Raw genomic sequence first — 17,217 nt, forward strand, 5'->3', positions numbered from 1 at the left:
ATCAAAAATGTTTAAAAGCTTCTATAACAATAATATCCTATGTTTAAATTCCCTCACACACAGGTTTGTTGCTTATAGGGCAGTTTTATATATAGTAACATTACTTGTTGCAGGAGCTATGATACTTCTTTCTATTAACTATTCTATGTATAAATCAACGGAAAATTATATTAATTACCATTATCCCTATGACTTAAGCTTCATAGCAGAAAAAAAAATACCGCAGAGAATTATATTTGCTATGATGTATTAGTGAATTTAAATAATAACATTGAGTACAAATATATTAAAAACAATTTAATAGAGAAGTTTAATAAAATAGGTGGAAATAGCATAAAGAAAAGCTTAGTGTTAAAAACTGAAAAATTCAATAAAGAAATTAACAGTAGAGGATTTATGTTATTTACATCATCCTTTCTTGGAATTATGTTCTTGATGGGTAGTGGGGCTGTTTTGTATTTCAAAACATTTACATCCTTAGAGGATGATAAAAATAGATCCAATCAATTAGTTAAAATAGGGCTTACATACAAGGAGATAAGCAGTGATATTATCAAGGAAATCGGAACAATATTTTTAGTCCCTCCAGTTCTTGCTATAGTTTTTACTGGATATTATCTTTCCAAAATGTTTACAGTGAAAGGAAACGGAAGCTAATTTATGGAGTATTTGTTCTTTTCCCAAATAATATTTTTTATAACAGCATCACAGGAACTGAAATATTGTTTACTACTGTTTTCTTTTTTATAACATTTATATATTATAGCGATATTAAATATAAGTATATTATAATTGGAGTTCTTACAGCCGTTGATGCTATGATAAAACCATTTTTTATTTTATTCTTTTTAGTGATATTTATATTAGAATTAGTACTAAAAAATAAATGGGTTGCTGTAATAAAACATAGCACAATTATATTATTTATCAGTATGTTATGTATTTCACCATGGATTTACAGAAACACAAAACTTTTTGGTGAGTTTACTCCTATTTCAAATAATAGCGGCATAGTACTGTACATAAATAATAATTCGCAAAATAATTATGGTAGGTGGATGCCTGCTGAAAATGTGGAAAACTCAATTGTAACAAAAAAAGATTATATTAAAGCAAATGCCACAGAGAAAAATAGAATGTTGACTGTTGCAGCTAAAAAATGGATAATAACTCATCCAAAGCAATTTTTCATGCTAGGATTTAAACGATTGTCTAATACATATCTTAGCAGTGATGATGTGAATTATAGCATATATGGAACGGGGTTAAGTAGCAATGCTCAAATAGCATTAAATATATATGTAAATGATATTAAATGGTTAGTATTCATATTAGCTATAATTTCAATAATTATATATACCATAAAAACTATTTGTAATTTAATGAGTAGAAAAAAATAGCCTCATATAGTGCGTATAATTTGATCCTATTTTACATGTTTACTTGTGTATATTTTGTTACTGAGGGTCAGGCACGTTACTCATTTCCAGTTATACTAATAGCAATATTCTTTGCAATATGTTTGCTAGAAGATGGTATTTTATTTATAAAAAGCAAGCGAAATTCAGATTGGTAGATCATTTCCAAAAGGTTATGAATTAATAAATCATCTCATGAATTTACCTCCAATATATTTTCTGGAATTTTCACGTCTATGGTAAAGCCATCTATATCATTAGATATTTGTCTGCAATTTTCAAATTAAGGAAAAGTTTACCAATATCATTTCGTAAGTTAATATTGGTAGTTGCTTTCAGCACACTGACTGCTTTTCTTAAATTATTTAAGCAATCTTTAGAAAGTGAATAACAATTTTGAATACTTTTTTAACGTAAAATTAGTTTTCTTAAGCTCATTATTAAGTTTTCTGGTTTTAATTTTTTCAATAACTATACTTCTAATTAAAAAACAAATTAAATTCAATTCAATAGAACTAGTTCTATAGTCAAGAGAGAGCAGTATTTAGTTGTGCTAATAGTTTTAGTTTTGTAAGAAGGGAAAATAGGAAGGTTTATATTTAAAAATGATGGCACAGGGCCGAGGATACACCTATAAGAATTGCTGGAATATGGTTATTAATAAATGGTCTATCAGCAATAATTAGTATGAATTTATTATAGAATTAATTACACAGTAATTTTTCATCATCTAAAATAGTAATTTACAGAGGTTAGAATAAATATTTACGTTATATTGAGTAAATTGATATATAATATTATTAAGATATTAAACTATGGGCAAGGAAGGGAAACAAAAGAACAAGCTAAATACATTACGAGTATGTTATAGAACATAAATCAGCCAGGGGGTGCCTTAATCATTAATATTATAATTGCAGATAATAATAAAAATGCTAGAAGTGAATTAATCAATATAATTCAAGGTAAAAATTATGAATTTAATGTTATTGAACAGATTGATGATGTGGAAGAGGCATTAAAAATAATAAATAATTTGAAACCAGATATTTTCATAACAGATATATTTATAAAAGGTATAGAAGTGATGGGATTAATTAAAACAATAAAAGAGAGTTTCATAGGTACTAGAGTTATTGTATTAAGTGAATTTGATAATTTCAAATATGTTAGAGAAGCTTTTATAAACGGTGCAATTGATTATTTGTTAAAACCTATTAATGAAAAGGAGCTCCTTGGCATTTTAAATAAAGTTAATGAAGAAATCAAAGCTGAAAAAACAAAAAATTTAAAATATAAAAATGGGAAAAAGGTAATCCAAGAGGCAAAATTTTATATCAATGAACATTATAATAATGATATATCATTAAAACTTGTAGCTGAACATGTATTTTTAAATGCAAATTATTTTAGTACACTTTTTAAAGAAGAAACTGGTATAAATTTTATTGATTATTTAATAGATACTAGAATTGTTGCTGCTAAAGAATTGCTTAAGCAACCAGGGGTTAAGATTTATGAAGTTGCTAGGATTGTTGGTTATGAAGAGGTTGCTTCATTCAATCGAGTATTTAAAAAAAATGTAGGAGTAACACCTAAAGAATATGTAAACTTATCCATACACTACCATTCATAAGTAATTGTAGCTATCTAATAGGTTTTTAACTGTAAACAGCTGAATTTATGTTAATAAAACTGAAGTTTTGTAGTTTTAAAATAAATTAAAGTAACATATAATTTAAATATAAAGTATATACTTTTGAGAAATCGTATAACATGTAAGTAATTGATTACAATAAAACGTTTTCGAAGTATACAATTATACTGTTTTATGGTAAATATTACAATGGGAGTGATGGTTGTGAGTAAAGTTAAAATTATAGGTGAAGCAATGAAAAATGTACCATGGCAAGATAAACCAGAAGATTATAAGGGAGTAGTATGGAGACATGATGCTAATCCAATTATAGGATGGAATCCAATCCCAAAAGCTGCTCGTATTTATAATAGTTCAGTAGTTCCTTTTGAAGGTGGATTTGCAGGTATATTTAGAGCAGACCACAAAAATGGTACAGCCCGTATACATTTAGGTTTTAGTAAAGATGGATTAAAATGGGATATAAACAATGAAGAGATACAATGGAATGATGAACAAGGACAGCCTTATCAACCAGGTTATTCTTATGATCCACGTTTAGTTAAATTAGAAGATACCTATTATATTGTCTGGTGTACAGATTTTGGTGGTGCTTCTTTGGCTTTAGGAAAAACTACAGATTTTAAAGAATTTACAAGGCTTGAAAATCCATTTATTCCATTTAATAGAAATGGAGTATTATTCCCAAGAAAGATTAATGGGAATTATATATTGCTTAGTAGACCAAGCGATAGTGGTCATACTCCTTTCGGAGATATATTTCTTAGTGAAAGTCCAGATCTAGTATATTGGGGAAAACATAGAAGGGTTATGACTAGTGGTGGAGCTGGTTGGTGGCAAGGAACTAAAATTGGCGCTGGAGCAGTACCAATAGAAACATCAGAGGGATGGTTAATGTTTTATCACGGTGTTTCTGGAACTTGTAATGGTTTTGTTTATAGTTTTGGAGCTGCAATATTAGATTTAGAAAATCCATCTAAAGTTTTATATAGGACAAGAGATTATGTATTAACCCCAGAAAAAGAATATGAAACTACAGGTTTTGTACCAAATGTAACTTTCCCTTGTGCTACATTACAGGATGCTGAAACTGGTAGAATAGCAATCTATTATGGAGCTGCTGATACTTTTTCAGCTGTAGCATTCGCTGAGGTAGATGAATTAATTAACTATATTAAAGCCAATTCACAATTATTACCTGGAGATGCTGAAGAATATAGATAAAGCATATCACAGAATTTGTGATATGAATTGTAAATCCTTAAATCATCTTTGAATGAGAGGCTTAAGGATTTATTTATATGATGATGCTAGATAAGAAAGTGAAATTATATTTATTTTGTCATATATATCTATAAAACGTATACATTTTATATGTATACGTTTTATTTTTGCTTTTTTTTAAATTTTAAATCTAAAGAACTGAAATTATGTTAATAAAACTGAATATTAGTTGTTTTAAATAGTATTAAAGTATCATATAATATATTAATAAAGTATATACCTTTGATAAAAAGGTATGAATTGTAAACGATAATAAAGTATATCCATTTCTATAAATTATATTTTATAAGGTGATGATTAAAATGCCAAATAGTAAAATTAGTAAAGAAAAATTTATATCAGATGTACAAAATGAACTTACTGATGACATATTAAAATTTTGGATAGAAAATACTGTAGATGATGAGTTTGGTGGATTTTATGGAAAAATTGATAATGAACTTAAAATTGACAAGAAGGCACCTAAAGGGTCAGTATTATATGCTAGGATTCTATGGACATATTCATCGGCGTATAAATTATACAAAAAGGATGAATATTTGTTTATGGCAAAAAGGGCATATGAATATATAATCAAATATTTTTGGGATTATGAAAATTCAGGTGTATGTTGGCTAGTGGACTATGAAGGTAAGCCTTATGACACAAAGAAACAAATATATGGACAAGCATTTACTATATATGCGTTAAGTGAATATTATATGGCTACAGGAGAAAAAGAAAGTCTAGAGAAAGCAATGTTATTATTTAATGCTATAGAGAAGCATAGCTATGACAGTGAGAATAAAGGATATTTCGAAGCATATTCTAAGGAATGGAACTTACTTGAGGATTTGCGTTTAAGCGACAAGGATATGAATGAAAAAAAATCAATGAACACCCATCTGCATGTACTAGAAGGTTATACAAACTTATTTAGAGTTTATAAATCTAAAGAATTAGAAGCAAAGTTAAAAGAGATTATTGAAATTATAGTTTTACATATTATAGATAAAAATACACATCATTTTAAATTGTTTTTTGATGAAGTGTGGAATAGTAAAGTTAAAACTGTATCCTATGGGCATGATATTGAAGGAAGTTGGCTCCTTGTTGAAGCAGCTGAAGTTCTTGGAGATAAAAAATTGTTAGACCAGATTAAAATTATTGCATTGGATATGGCTGAGGCAGTTTTAGATCAAGGAATAGATACAGATGGTGGTATTATAAATGAACTCCATGAGAATGGAGAAATGGACAGGGACAAGCATTGGTGGCCACAAGGAGAAGCGGTTGTAGGATTTTTAAATGCATATCAGCTGTCTGGTGATGAAAAATATCTGGAATCTTCCTATAATATGTGGAACTTTATCGATAAAAATATAATCGATAAAGTTAATGGCGAGTGGTTTTGGATGGCTAAAGGTGAAGGGAATGATCATGATAAATTACCCAAAGTTGACATGTGGAAATGCCCTTATCATAATAGCAGAACATGTTATGAAGTAATAAAAAGACTTAATAAATAATATAAATAAATGATTTTATTAAATAGGGGGATAAGTACAAATGGGAATTTTTGAAGAGAGGCTAGAAATTTTAACAAAACAACATAAGGAATTAATTGAAAGAAAAAATGAAAAAGTTGAAGGTGGTAATGGTATTTATCATAGATATAAATATCCAGTAATAACAGGAGAGCATGCACCTTTATTTTGGAAGTATGATTTAAACAAGGACACTAATCCGTTTTTATTGGAAAGAATAGGGGTTAATGCTGCATTTAATGCTGGGGCAATAGAACTCAATGGAAAATATCATTTGGTTGTAAGAGTAGAAGGTAATGATCGTAAGTCATTTTTCGCTGTGGCAGAAAGTGATAACGGGATAGACAATTTTAAGTTTTGGGATTATCCAATATTGCTGCCAGATACAGACCTAGAAGAAACTAATGTTTATGATATGAGACTGACAAAACATGAAGATGGTTATATTTATGGAGTATTTTGCTCAGAAAGCAAGGATCCTGAGGCAATAGCTGGTGATTTATCTTCGGCCATAGCAAAAGCAGGAATAGTTAGGACTAAAGATTTAAAAACATGGGAAAGACTACCTAATTTAAAAACTGTTTCACATCAGCAAAGAAATGTTGTATTGCATCCAGAGTTTATAGATGGTAAATATGCTTTCTACACTAGACCACAAGATGGATTCATAGACACTGGAAGCGGTGGTGGAGTATGCTTTGGAGTATGTGATGATATAACCCATGCAGTAATAGATAAGGAAACAGTGATAAGTCCAAGACAATACCATACAATTACTGAAACCAAAAATGGTGCTGGTTGTGTTCCAATTAAAACTGAAAAAGGTTGGATACACATTGCACATGGGGTAAGAAATACAGCTGCGGGATTAAGATATGTAGTTTATGTATTTGCTACTGATTTAAATGATCCAAGTAAATTAATTGCTTCACCAAACGGATTTTTTATTGCACCTCAAGGAATAGAGAGAACTGGAGATGTATCAAACGTTGTTTTCACAAATGGTGCAATTGTTAAAGATAACGGAGATGTTTACATATATTATGCATCTTCAGATACACGCACTCATGTAGCAACTACTACAATTGATAAATTAGTAGATTATACTTTTTCCACTCCTGCCGATCCGTTAAGATCCGTAGATTGTGTAAAACAAAGAACAGAGCTCATAAGAAAAAATTTGGAATTAATTAATAAAAAATAATTGAAATTGATTATGCCCAGTTTGGAATCCCCAGATAATCCATATAAGGACTATTTGGGGATTTACCTTTTCAATAATTATTAAAAAGGAGAAAAAGTATGTTTATATTTGATTTGAATGGAACATGGAAAATGAAAAGAAAAGATTGTAGTGAATGGATAGTTGCATCTGTTCCAGGAACAGTATTTAGTGAACTGATTAAAAATGGTGAAATGGAGGAACCATTTTATAGAGATAATGAGGAGAAAACTCTTGAAAAAGCAAATTATAATTATGAATATGAAAGGACTTTTGATGTTACGGAAGAAATATTAAAAAGTGATGAAATGATTTTATATTGTGATGGGATTGATACAATCAGTGAAATTTATATAAATGGTAAATTGATCTCCAAAACAAATAATATGCATAGGCAGTATAAATTTTCGGTTAAGCAAGTCTTGAAACTTGGGAAAAATGTTATAAATATAATACTTTTCTCACCCACAAAATATATTGAGAAAAGCTTTGAGAAAAATCATATATGGGGAGCAAATGCTATGGAAGGTTTCCCTAATCTCAGGAAATCACATCATATGTTTGGATGGGATTGGGGACCTAGGATTCCTGATATGGGAATATGGAGAAATATATATATTAAGTGTTATAACCTAGGAAAGCTAGAAGAAGTATATGTTACTCAAGAGCATTTCCATAATGAAGTTAATATATATGTAAAGATTAATCATGAAAATTTCTATCACGAAAATTTTAATATAAATGTAAAAATTAATAGTCCGAGGGGAGAAGTTATTGAAAAAAATGTAATAGCGGAATCTAAAGAGAATATTATAAGTTTTAATATTAAAAATCCGGAATTGTGGTGGCCTAATGGATATGGCAATCATCCTTTATACAATGTAAGTGTAACTTTAATGAAGGGCAAAGAAATAATAGATAAAAAAGAAATGAATATAGGAATTAGAACCCTTACAGTAAAAAAAGAAAAAGACAAGTGGGGAGAAAGCTTTGAATTTAATATAAATGGAGCTTCAATATTTGCCATGGGGGCTGATTATATTCCAGAGGATAATATACTGTCACGTTGCACTAAGGAAAAAACAGAAAAACTTATAAAATCTTCAGTAATGGTAAATATGAATTGCATTCGTGTTTGGGGTGGAGGGTATTATCCAGAAGATTATTTTTATGATTTGTGCGACCAACATGGATTAATAGTATGGCAGGATTTTATGTTTGCCTGCGCTGATTACGAATTATCAGAAGAATTTGAAGAAAATATCACGGCAGAACTTGAGGATAACATAAAAAGAATAAGAAATCATGCTTCATTAGGTATATGGTGTGGAAACAATGAGAATGAAAGTGCAATAAAACACTGGGGAATAAACAAGAGAAAAACTACAGAAGAAGAGTATATAAGGCAATATGAAGTATTATTTCCTAAGATACTTAAAAAAAATGATCCTAATACGTTTTATTGGCCATCATCTCCTTCAAAACTTGGAAGTTTTAAAGAATTAGATAATGATAACATGGGAGATGCTCATTACTGGGAGGTTTGGCATGAACTAAAAACATTTACTGAATACAGAAAATATTTTTTTAGATTTGTGTCGGAATTTGGATTTGAATCTTTCCCTGAGATTAAAACTGTTGAGAGTTTTACACTACCTAAGGATAGAAACCCATTTTCATATGTTATGGAAAATCATCAAAAGCATGAAGGTGGAAATGGTAAAATCATATATTACATTTCAGAATTTTTGAAATATCCTAGTGGTTTAGAAAATATGTTGTATGCATCTCAAATAACTCAGGCTGAAGCAATAAGGTATGGGGTAGAGCATTGGAGAAGAAATCGCGGAAGGTGTATGGGTGCAATATATTGGCAACTAAATGACTGTTGGCCGGTGGCCTCTTGGTCAAGTATAGATTATTATGGTAGATGGAAGGCGCTTCACTATTACGCTAAAAATTTTTTTGCACCCATACTTTTATCTGCTTTTGATGAAGGGACTAAAGTTGATCTCTATGTTACAAATGAAACACTAAAACCATTTAATGGTAAAATTATTTGGAAACTAAGAGATAATTACTCCAAAATAATAAACCAAGGAACCAAGGAAGTATATTCTGAACCTCTATCTTCAAGTATTTGTGAACAATTGGATTTCAAAAAACAGATATACACAAAGAAAAATCAAAGAGAAATATATTTAGAATACATTTTAGAATCAGAAGGAGAAATTATAAAACTTGGTACAATTTTATTTTGTAAACCTAAACATTTTGAATTTTTAAATCCCAAATTGCAAATTCAGGTTACTGAAGGCCAAGATGATTTTTTAATAAAAATTAAAGCTGAGAATTTTACAAAGTATATTGACTTAGAGTTAACAGATTATGACTGTATATTTGATGATAATTTTTTCGATATGGATGGAAATTCGCAAAAAATTTTAAAAACGAATAAGCAAACTCTATCAAAAAAATTAAATTTAGAACAATTCACAAAACAACTAAGAATCAGAAGTATATATGATTTAGAATGAGAATGGAGGAATTATCATGGATAACTTTACATTTGAAGAGTCTAGGGAGTTTGGAGAACCTGGAGTAAAATATTTTGGAAGATTTGATTTCAGTGAAGGGAAGGGACCTAAATTTGGTTGGTCTGCCAGTATTATTAGCGCTAGATTTTATGGAAAAAGTGTTTCGGCAAAAATAAAATCCTTTGGAAGAAATTTTTTTGTAGTAATTGTTGATAATGAAGTAGTAATAGATTCACTTGAATTAGAAGAGGATGCTGAGGGAATCTATATACTTGCTAAGGGGCTTAAAGAGGGAGAACATGAAGTTAAGCTTATTAAACGCACAGAATTTAATATTGGCTGGGCTCAGTTTTTAGGTTTTAACTTTGGAGATGGAAACATTATTCCACCTAAGGATGATAGTAAAAAATTAAAAATAGAAATTGTAGGGGATTCCATAAGTTGTGGCTTTGGAATTGAAGGGGCAAATGAAACTATAGAATATGATCCTAAATATGACAATTCGTATTATTCTTATGGAACATTAGCTGCCAAAGAACTAAATGCAGAACATATGATTATTGCTTGTTCTGGCTTTGGACTTACTAAGAATTATGGTGGAGAAACAGTATATACAATGCCATCAAAATACCCTTTAGTAATACCTAATAGCACAGAAAAATGGGATTTTAATAAATGGATTCCTGAAGTTGTAGCCATAAACCTTGGAACAAATGATTTTAGTGAGAATTGTTTGCCAGGCAGAGAAGCATTTGTGGATTTATATAAGAAGTTAGTATATACAATTCATAAAAACTATCCTAAAGCTAAAATAATATGTTCTATAGGTCCAGTGATTGAAAATGAGGCTTTAGAAATAACAAGAGAATATGTAAAAAATGGCGTAGTTCAGTCCATAAAAAATGAACACAATGACTGGATATATTTTTTAGAATATGATCATCATTTAGAATCCTATGGACGTGGAATTTCAGGCCATCCAAGCATAAAAACTCATAAAATAATGGGAAAACGTCTTGCAAATAAAATCAGAGAAATTTTATGACAAACACATAAAATCTAAAAATCAAGGTTGTTAACTAAAAATTTTTGAAATGCAATCCTAGAGCTATGTTTTTGTAGCTCTAGGATTTATTTTTATCTACATGTAAAAAAGATGGAATTAGTTTTGCAGAAATCATAGCTATAATTGGAACCACTAATATGACAGCTATACTACCTGTCACACCTTGTATTATTTCTATACTTACCATGTCCATATTCATTAATTGGGTGAAACTAACGTTATAAGAATATATAACAATTAACATAGTAAGGGAAGAACCTGTAAAAGCAAGTAGAAGGGTATTGGCCATTGTTCCCATCATATCTTTACCTACATTCATGCCTGACTTAAATAGCTGTTTAAAAGTAAGGGTTGGATTTGATATGTATATTTCTTGTATAGAAGAAGCAATAGACATACTTAAATCTAGTACTGCACCTAAAGAAGAGATAAGTATTGATGCTAGGAGTAGTCCCTGGACCTGCATGCCAGATTTAGTTGAAATTAGACTTAAGGTTTCTGTATTTTGTCCATTTAGACCATCCAAATGAGCTAGATTTCCAAAAATCATAGCAATAGTTCCAGCAATAGTGACTCCAATAATAGTACCAAGTATTGCGGAGAGAGTTTTTGCTGTAAAACCACTTAATAAGAATAATGAAACACAAGTTGTAAGAACTATTATTAAAAATGAGGTTGAAATTGGAGAATATCCATTAAATATCATTGGAATGAATAAAAATATAATACAGATAAAAGTAAATATAATTCCTAAAATTGATTTAATTCCCTTTTTACCTCCGATTATGCTTAGAGCCAAAAAGAAAAAGAAAATAAAGAGGTATTCAACCGGAGCCCTATAATAGCTATAGACTGTTGCATTATATGTTTTTGTGTTAATTGAGTCAATATCTATAATAATAGTCATGCCTTCCTTGGTAAAAACATTATGAATATCTGTTAAGTAATTTGGTATTGTTTTAATATCTCCTTCGTGTTTCCCGGAAAGAATTCTCACAGTTACTTCTTGACTACCAAAATATAGATTATTTAAATTTATACTTTTTTTAAGGTTTGTATTTTTTACACTTAAAACCTTTGCTTTCTCATAGTCAACACTAGCAGTACCATTTTGGGAGGTGAAAATTATGGGATGATTGATATTAAAAAAATATAAAAAGATAAAAAATAAAATTAAAACTATTGATGAAAAAATAATTTTTGATTTGTTAGAATAATTAGTCATAAATTTCCTCCTATGATAAATTAGGCAAAGTGCCTAGGTATTTTTTCAGGATGACTTAAAGATAAAATACATATATCTTAAATTATAAAACATAAATCATGGTAAAAAATTAAGTCTGTGTAAAAATTAGGTTAAATAAAAGGTAAAATTTTCTTAATATTCAATAGATTTAAATTTACACACAATTTACAATAACAAGGAGGAAACGGCCGCAGAAAGCTGATATCATAATAGTTGCATTGAACTATGGAAAAATGTAGTAATTGTAAAAATTTTTATAGGGAGGATTTAGAGTTTTATACATCCAAATTTTATTAATATGTAAAGGGGTAAAATGAATGAAAAATCGTAAAAAGTTAGTAGCATTAGTTTTGGGGGTTTCAGTTATTTTTTCAAGTGTATTAATGACAAGTGGCATGGCAGCAACAACTTCCGTAAATAGTAAGTCTGTACTAGCAAGTGCAAGTGTTGATAATAATTTTAATGACATAGTATTATCTCCAGGGGCTGATTCTTCGCAGCTGAATTTTAATTGGTATTCAAGTAATAGTAATGCAAAACCTGTAGTACAGGTAGCTTTAAAATCTGATGTAACAGGCACCGACTTTCCAGTTAGCACGGCACAAACATTTAGTGGACAAACTTCCATTGGAAATAACGGGTTCACTGCTAACAAGGTTTCAACTACTGGATATAAATTAAATACACAATATGTTTATCGTTTAGGTGACGGTACTAATTGGAGTGCTACGTATAGCTATAATACTTACAATAAAAATAGCTACAGCTTCTTATTTGCAGGTGATCCACAGATTGGTGCTGGCGGAGATATAAGCAAGGATTCCGCTGGATGGGTAGATACATTAAATAAAGCGACTAAACTATTTACTGATAATAGTTTTATGATTTCTGTTGGTGATCAAGTAAATAATGGAAAAGAGCTTAATGGTGCAAGCAATGAATCGGAATACACTGGCTATTTTGCGCCTGAGCAATTAAAATCTCTACCAGTAGCATCAATAGCAGGAAATCATGAAACCTATGGACCAGGACACAAGACACACTTTGATGCTCCAAATCTATCAGATAAATATGGAAGCTTTGATGCGGGTTTATCCGGTGGTAATAAAGACTCTGGTACAGATTATTACTTCACATATAACAATACATTATATTTGATGTTAAACAGTAATGATGTAAATGAAGCAGACCATCAACAATTTATGAAAGATGCTATTGCAAAAAATCCAAGTGCAACTTGGAAGGTAGCAGTTCTACATCATTCAATCTACAGTTCAGCAGATCATGAAACAGATGCAGACATAATACAAAGAAGGGTGGATTTACCTCCAATATTTGATTCTTTAGGAATAGATGTAGTTTTAGATGGACATGATCACTGTTATACTAGAACTTATCAAATGAAGGGCGGACAAGCTATTAAAACTGACGCTGTGGATGCTCAGGGTAGAGTAGTAGATGCAACAGGTACTCTTTATATCACTGCTAATTCTGCCAGTGGAAGTAAGTATTATGAAATGCAACAACCAGGTACAAATAATTTTTATGAAGCTAAAAAGGAACAAATCAAAGTACCAACATTTTCTAGGGTTACAGTAACAAGCAATAGTTTCACAATTACAACATATAGAACTGATACAATGACTCAAACTGATAGCTATACATTACTTAAATCCACTAAACCGGATGTATCTTCAGCAAATGTTATTGATCAAATAAACAGTTTACCCGCTTCAAGTGCAATTACATTAAATGATAAAAATAATGTCCAAAATGCGCGTATTGCTTACACTGCTTTAAGTGCTGATGAGCAAAAACTTGTAACTAATATTACCTCTCTTTCAGATGATGAAACACAGATTGCAAGCATTGAAGCTGCAGCAGTAAAAGCTGCTGATCAACAAGCAGCAGCTACAGTTATTGCTAAAATAGACGCAATTCCTCAAAATGTAGCTTTATCAGATAAAGAAACTGTTACGGCTTTAAGAACTGCATACAATGCACTTACAGATGCTCAAAAGGCTTTAGTTACAAATTACAATAAATTAACAACAGCTGAAAGCACTATAACAAAACTTCAAACACCAGCAGTTACAACAACACCGGTAGCAACTGCAACAACCGCAACTGCAACACCAATTTCAAGAGTTACAACAACTGCAAGTACTTTGCCAAAGACTGGACAGTTTGTAGATGAAAGTGTTCTTATGGCATTGGGATTAGTATTAATTATTGCTGGTTCTTCAGTAATATTAATAAGTAGAAAGAGAAAAAGAGTATAATATTAATTAATGGTTAAAAAAATTGCTAGGGGCTACACTGAAATTAGAAAATATATAATTTTGTTGTAGCCCTTATTTTTTATAAGGGGGATAAGTGATTGAGAAAGGTGAGAATCATTGCTGGGGTACTAGTATTAATAGGTGTGTTAATAATCTCATATGCATTTGCGGCTAAGTATTGGACAATGCAAAAACAAAATACTATGATAAATAATTATGAAAAACAAATTAAAAATTCAAAAAACAACAAAAAATCTAACGTCAAGGATAGTACCATAGATTCCACGGACCTCAAAGACATAATAAAAAATGGAACAATAGGTATACTGACTATTTCCAAAATAGATTTAAAAGTTGCTATAGGTGAAGGTGCTGACCTTAAAACACTAAAATATGCAGTGGGACATTTTAAAGGTACCGCTATGCCTGGGCAAAAGGGCAATTTTTGCTTAGCAGGTCACAGAAGCTATACTTTTGGAGAATATTTTAATAGGTTAGGCGAGCTTAAAGATGGAGATGAAATACAGGTTAAAACAGTTAATGGAGAGTATAAATATAAAGTATATGATATACAAGTTGTGCTTCCAAGCCAGGTTCAAGTATTAAACCCTACTACGGATTCCACTATGACTCTTGTAACATGCACACCTATAAGGATTGCTACTCATCGATTAATAATTAAAGCAAGATTAGAATGATTTTTATGTATTTTTTGTTTTAATTGATCCCCATTCATTTATAATCTAGGAGTATTATAATGCATATCTATCTAAGAAGCTGCAATAAATTTCTTGACGGCTTTATATTAGTGTTGAAAAACATATAGATAATGTGAATTTAAGGTATAATACACATATAGATGTTTAAATCTATTAGGTTTCACGAAAAAGTTATTAGGAGATATGTAGCTTTTTTATATACCTTAAGGGGGTTATGTTATTATATGGAGATATTTATTGTTGTACTAATTCTTCTTACCAGCATTGGTGTTTCAAATGTTATAAATAGATTTACCCCATGGATACCAGTACCTTTAATCCAAATAGCACTAGGAATAGTTTTAGCTGTTTCTCCACTAGGAGTAAATATGCCTCTTGACCCGGAGCTATTTATGGTATTGTTTATTGCACCACTTCTTTATAATGATGGAAAAATAGTTAAGCGTGACGAGATATGGAAATTAAGAATTCCGATTTTATTAATGTCCTTAGGTTTGGTGTTTACAACAGTAGTGATAGTAGGGCTAGTTATAAACAAGATGATACCTTCTATTCCACTGTCAGCGTCCTTTGCTCTGGCGGCTATTTTATCACCAACAGATGCAGTTGCAGTTGGTGCATTATCAGAGAGAATCCATTTACCAAAACAAATAATGAGATTACTTGAAGGCGAGGCCTTAATGAATGATGCTTCAGGTTTAGTTGCATTTAAATTTGCAGTTGCGGCTACCGTAAGCGGAGTATTTTCTATAACTCATGCCACGTTTAGCTTTTTTGTTATTGCTATAGGTGGAGTTTTGTGCGGAATAATTACTGCTTATTTAATAATAAGAGGTAGTAAGGCAATAAGAAGACTTGGAATGGAAGATGCAACATTCCATGTATTAGTGCAAATATTAACTCCATTTATAATTTATATGATTTCCGAAGAACTTGGTGTATCAGGTATTTTAGCTGTAGTTGCAGGTGGAATAGTTCAATCAATTAAATCGGATTTTACAGAATCAGCAATTTCTAAGTTAAAGATTGTATCTTCTAGCACATGGTCAGTAATTTTATTTATATTAAATGGCTTAGTGTTTTTGATACTTGGACTACAGATTCCAGCAGTAGAATCTGTGATTTTAAAGGATAACAGTATTAGTAATGTTCAGGTATTTATATATATTTTAGTTATTTCATTAACATTGATCGTTCTTAGATTTTTGTGGGTATATTTATTTTGGAATGAAAGTTGGAATATTGGTAAAAAAAAGCATGTATACAAACATAAATTAAAGCCATCTATTTTAACAGCGCTTTCAGGTGTTAGGGGTTCAGTAACTTTAGCTGGAGCTTTTTCCATACCTTATGTTCTGGGCAATAATGAGGCTTTTCCCGAACGTGACTTAATTATATTCATAGCAGCAGGTGTTATTTTGTTTTCATTGATTTTGGCTAGTACTGTTCTTCCTATTTTGTCAAAGGGAGATAAAAAACTAGATGCCTATAATGTGGATATGCTAGAAAAAGAAATATTTAGAAAAGTAATTAGAGTTGGAATTAAAGCTTTAAATGATGATCTAGATTTAGATAACAAAAAAGCAACCTTATCATTAATTTCCAGTTATAAAAAAATCATAAAAAATAATTTTATAAATAAGCAAGAATTCCAGCTTAACATCCAAGATAGAAAGATAGAAAAAGATATATTAGCAATAGGGCTTAAAGCTGAGCATGTTGAAATAAAAAGGTTATTTAAAACTGGCGAAATTTCTACTTGTGTTATGGATAAACAGGAGTATGTACTGAATAACATGGAGAAGTATTTAGATAGAAAAATAAAGTTTAGAGTAATAAATAAAATTATATTAGTAAGAAAGATTATTAAAAATTTACTAGTTAAATCAACAACTGCAGAGCAGGCAAATATGCAAGAGTTAAAGCGGGCAAAGATATTAACTTCTAAAGCCGCTATAGTTAAAATAAAGGCTCAAATGAATGAAGAAAATATGAAAGCTTCATTTGTAGTTATAGATCATTATAATGAAATTATAAGAAAAATGAATAGAGTAAGCAATAAAGATAAGGATCTTAATTTTTATAAGCAAAGAAGGGAATTACAATTTAAAGCTCTTCAGGCACAAAGGAATGAAGTACAATCCTTATTTGAAAATAATGAAATTACAAGAGAAATTGCTAGCAAATTAAGACAATTTATAAATTATCTTGAGGCTATTATTATAGAGGAAGAAATAGTTTGAATTTGGAGGTAATTGAT

At 30.2% G+C, this 17,217-nt stretch carries 12 protein-coding genes; 11 read left to right on the top strand and 1 reads right to left on the bottom strand.

Annotation, left to right across the window (positions count from 1 at the left end):
- The first annotated feature begins 252 nt into the window (after positions 1-252).
- The 8 genes from BR66_RS23265 to BR66_RS23275 all read left to right on the top strand — a co-directional run bounded on the left by BR66_RS23265 (position 253) and on the right by BR66_RS23275 (position 10,689).
- Positions 253-657: a hypothetical protein gene (locus tag BR66_RS23265; RefSeq protein ID WP_035795614.1), complete on the top strand. Its 405-nt coding sequence runs from the start codon at positions 253-255 to the stop codon at positions 655-657.
- Positions 658-722: 65 nt separating this feature from the next.
- A complete protein-coding gene (locus BR66_RS23270; protein WP_051624125.1) occupies positions 723-1,400 on the top strand; it encodes a hypothetical protein in 678 nt (225 codons plus the stop codon).
- 931 nt (positions 1,401-2,331) lie between these two features.
- Entirely contained in the window at positions 2,332-3,054 is a 723-nt protein-coding gene (locus tag BR66_RS0106325) for a response regulator transcription factor (RefSeq protein WP_278246801.1), read from the top strand.
- A gap of 225 nt (positions 3,055-3,279) precedes the next feature.
- On the top strand, positions 3,280-4,299 hold the full coding sequence (locus BR66_RS0106330; protein ID WP_026882155.1) for a glycoside hydrolase family 130 protein: 1,020 nt from the start codon (positions 3,280-3,282) through the stop codon (positions 4,297-4,299).
- Positions 4,300-4,661: 362 nt separating this feature from the next.
- Positions 4,662-5,867 carry an AGE family epimerase/isomerase gene (locus BR66_RS0106335; RefSeq protein ID WP_026882156.1) on the top strand — a complete coding sequence of 402 codons (1,206 nt, stop codon included), beginning with the start codon at positions 4,662-4,664 and terminating at the stop codon, positions 5,865-5,867.
- Positions 5,868-5,907: 40 nt separating this feature from the next.
- Positions 5,908-7,089: a glycoside hydrolase family 130 protein gene (locus BR66_RS0106340; RefSeq protein ID WP_026882157.1), complete on the top strand. Its 1,182-nt coding sequence runs from the start codon at positions 5,908-5,910 to the stop codon at positions 7,087-7,089.
- 98 nt (positions 7,090-7,187) lie between these two features.
- On the top strand, positions 7,188-9,644 hold the full coding sequence (locus BR66_RS0106345; RefSeq protein ID WP_026882158.1) for a beta-mannosidase: 2,457 nt from the start codon (positions 7,188-7,190) through the stop codon (positions 9,642-9,644).
- A 16-nt stretch (positions 9,645-9,660) separates the two neighbouring features.
- Entirely contained in the window at positions 9,661-10,689 is a 1,029-nt protein-coding gene (locus BR66_RS23275) for an SGNH/GDSL hydrolase family protein (RefSeq protein ID WP_051624126.1), read from the top strand.
- A 79-nt stretch (positions 10,690-10,768) separates the two neighbouring features.
- On the opposite strand, the gene BR66_RS0106355 is transcribed toward BR66_RS23275, so the two are convergent.
- Positions 10,769-11,935 carry a YibE/F family protein gene (locus BR66_RS0106355; RefSeq protein ID WP_026882159.1) on the bottom strand — a complete coding sequence of 389 codons (1,167 nt, stop codon included), beginning with the start codon at positions 11,933-11,935 and terminating at the stop codon, positions 10,769-10,771.
- A 338-nt stretch (positions 11,936-12,273) separates the two neighbouring features.
- Between BR66_RS0106355 and BR66_RS0106360 the strand changes: the two genes are divergently transcribed.
- From BR66_RS0106360 to BR66_RS0106370, 3 genes are all read left to right on the top strand, one after another.
- Positions 12,274-14,238 (top strand): metallophosphoesterase, encoded by a 1,965-nt coding sequence (locus tag BR66_RS0106360; RefSeq protein WP_026882160.1) that lies wholly within the window; start codon positions 12,274-12,276, stop codon positions 14,236-14,238.
- A gap of 107 nt (positions 14,239-14,345) precedes the next feature.
- On the top strand, positions 14,346-14,936 hold the full coding sequence (locus tag BR66_RS0106365) for a class D sortase (RefSeq protein ID WP_242841122.1): 591 nt from the start codon (positions 14,346-14,348) through the stop codon (positions 14,934-14,936).
- A gap of 245 nt (positions 14,937-15,181) precedes the next feature.
- A complete protein-coding gene (locus BR66_RS0106370; RefSeq protein ID WP_026882162.1) occupies positions 15,182-17,200 on the top strand; it encodes a Na+/H+ antiporter in 2,019 nt (672 codons plus the stop codon).
- Positions 17,201-17,217: the final 17 nt, after the last annotated feature.

The organism is Clostridium akagii DSM 12554, assembly GCF_000686725.1.
GTDB classification, from domain to species: Bacteria; Bacillota; Clostridia; order Clostridiales; family Clostridiaceae; genus Clostridium_I; species Clostridium_I akagii.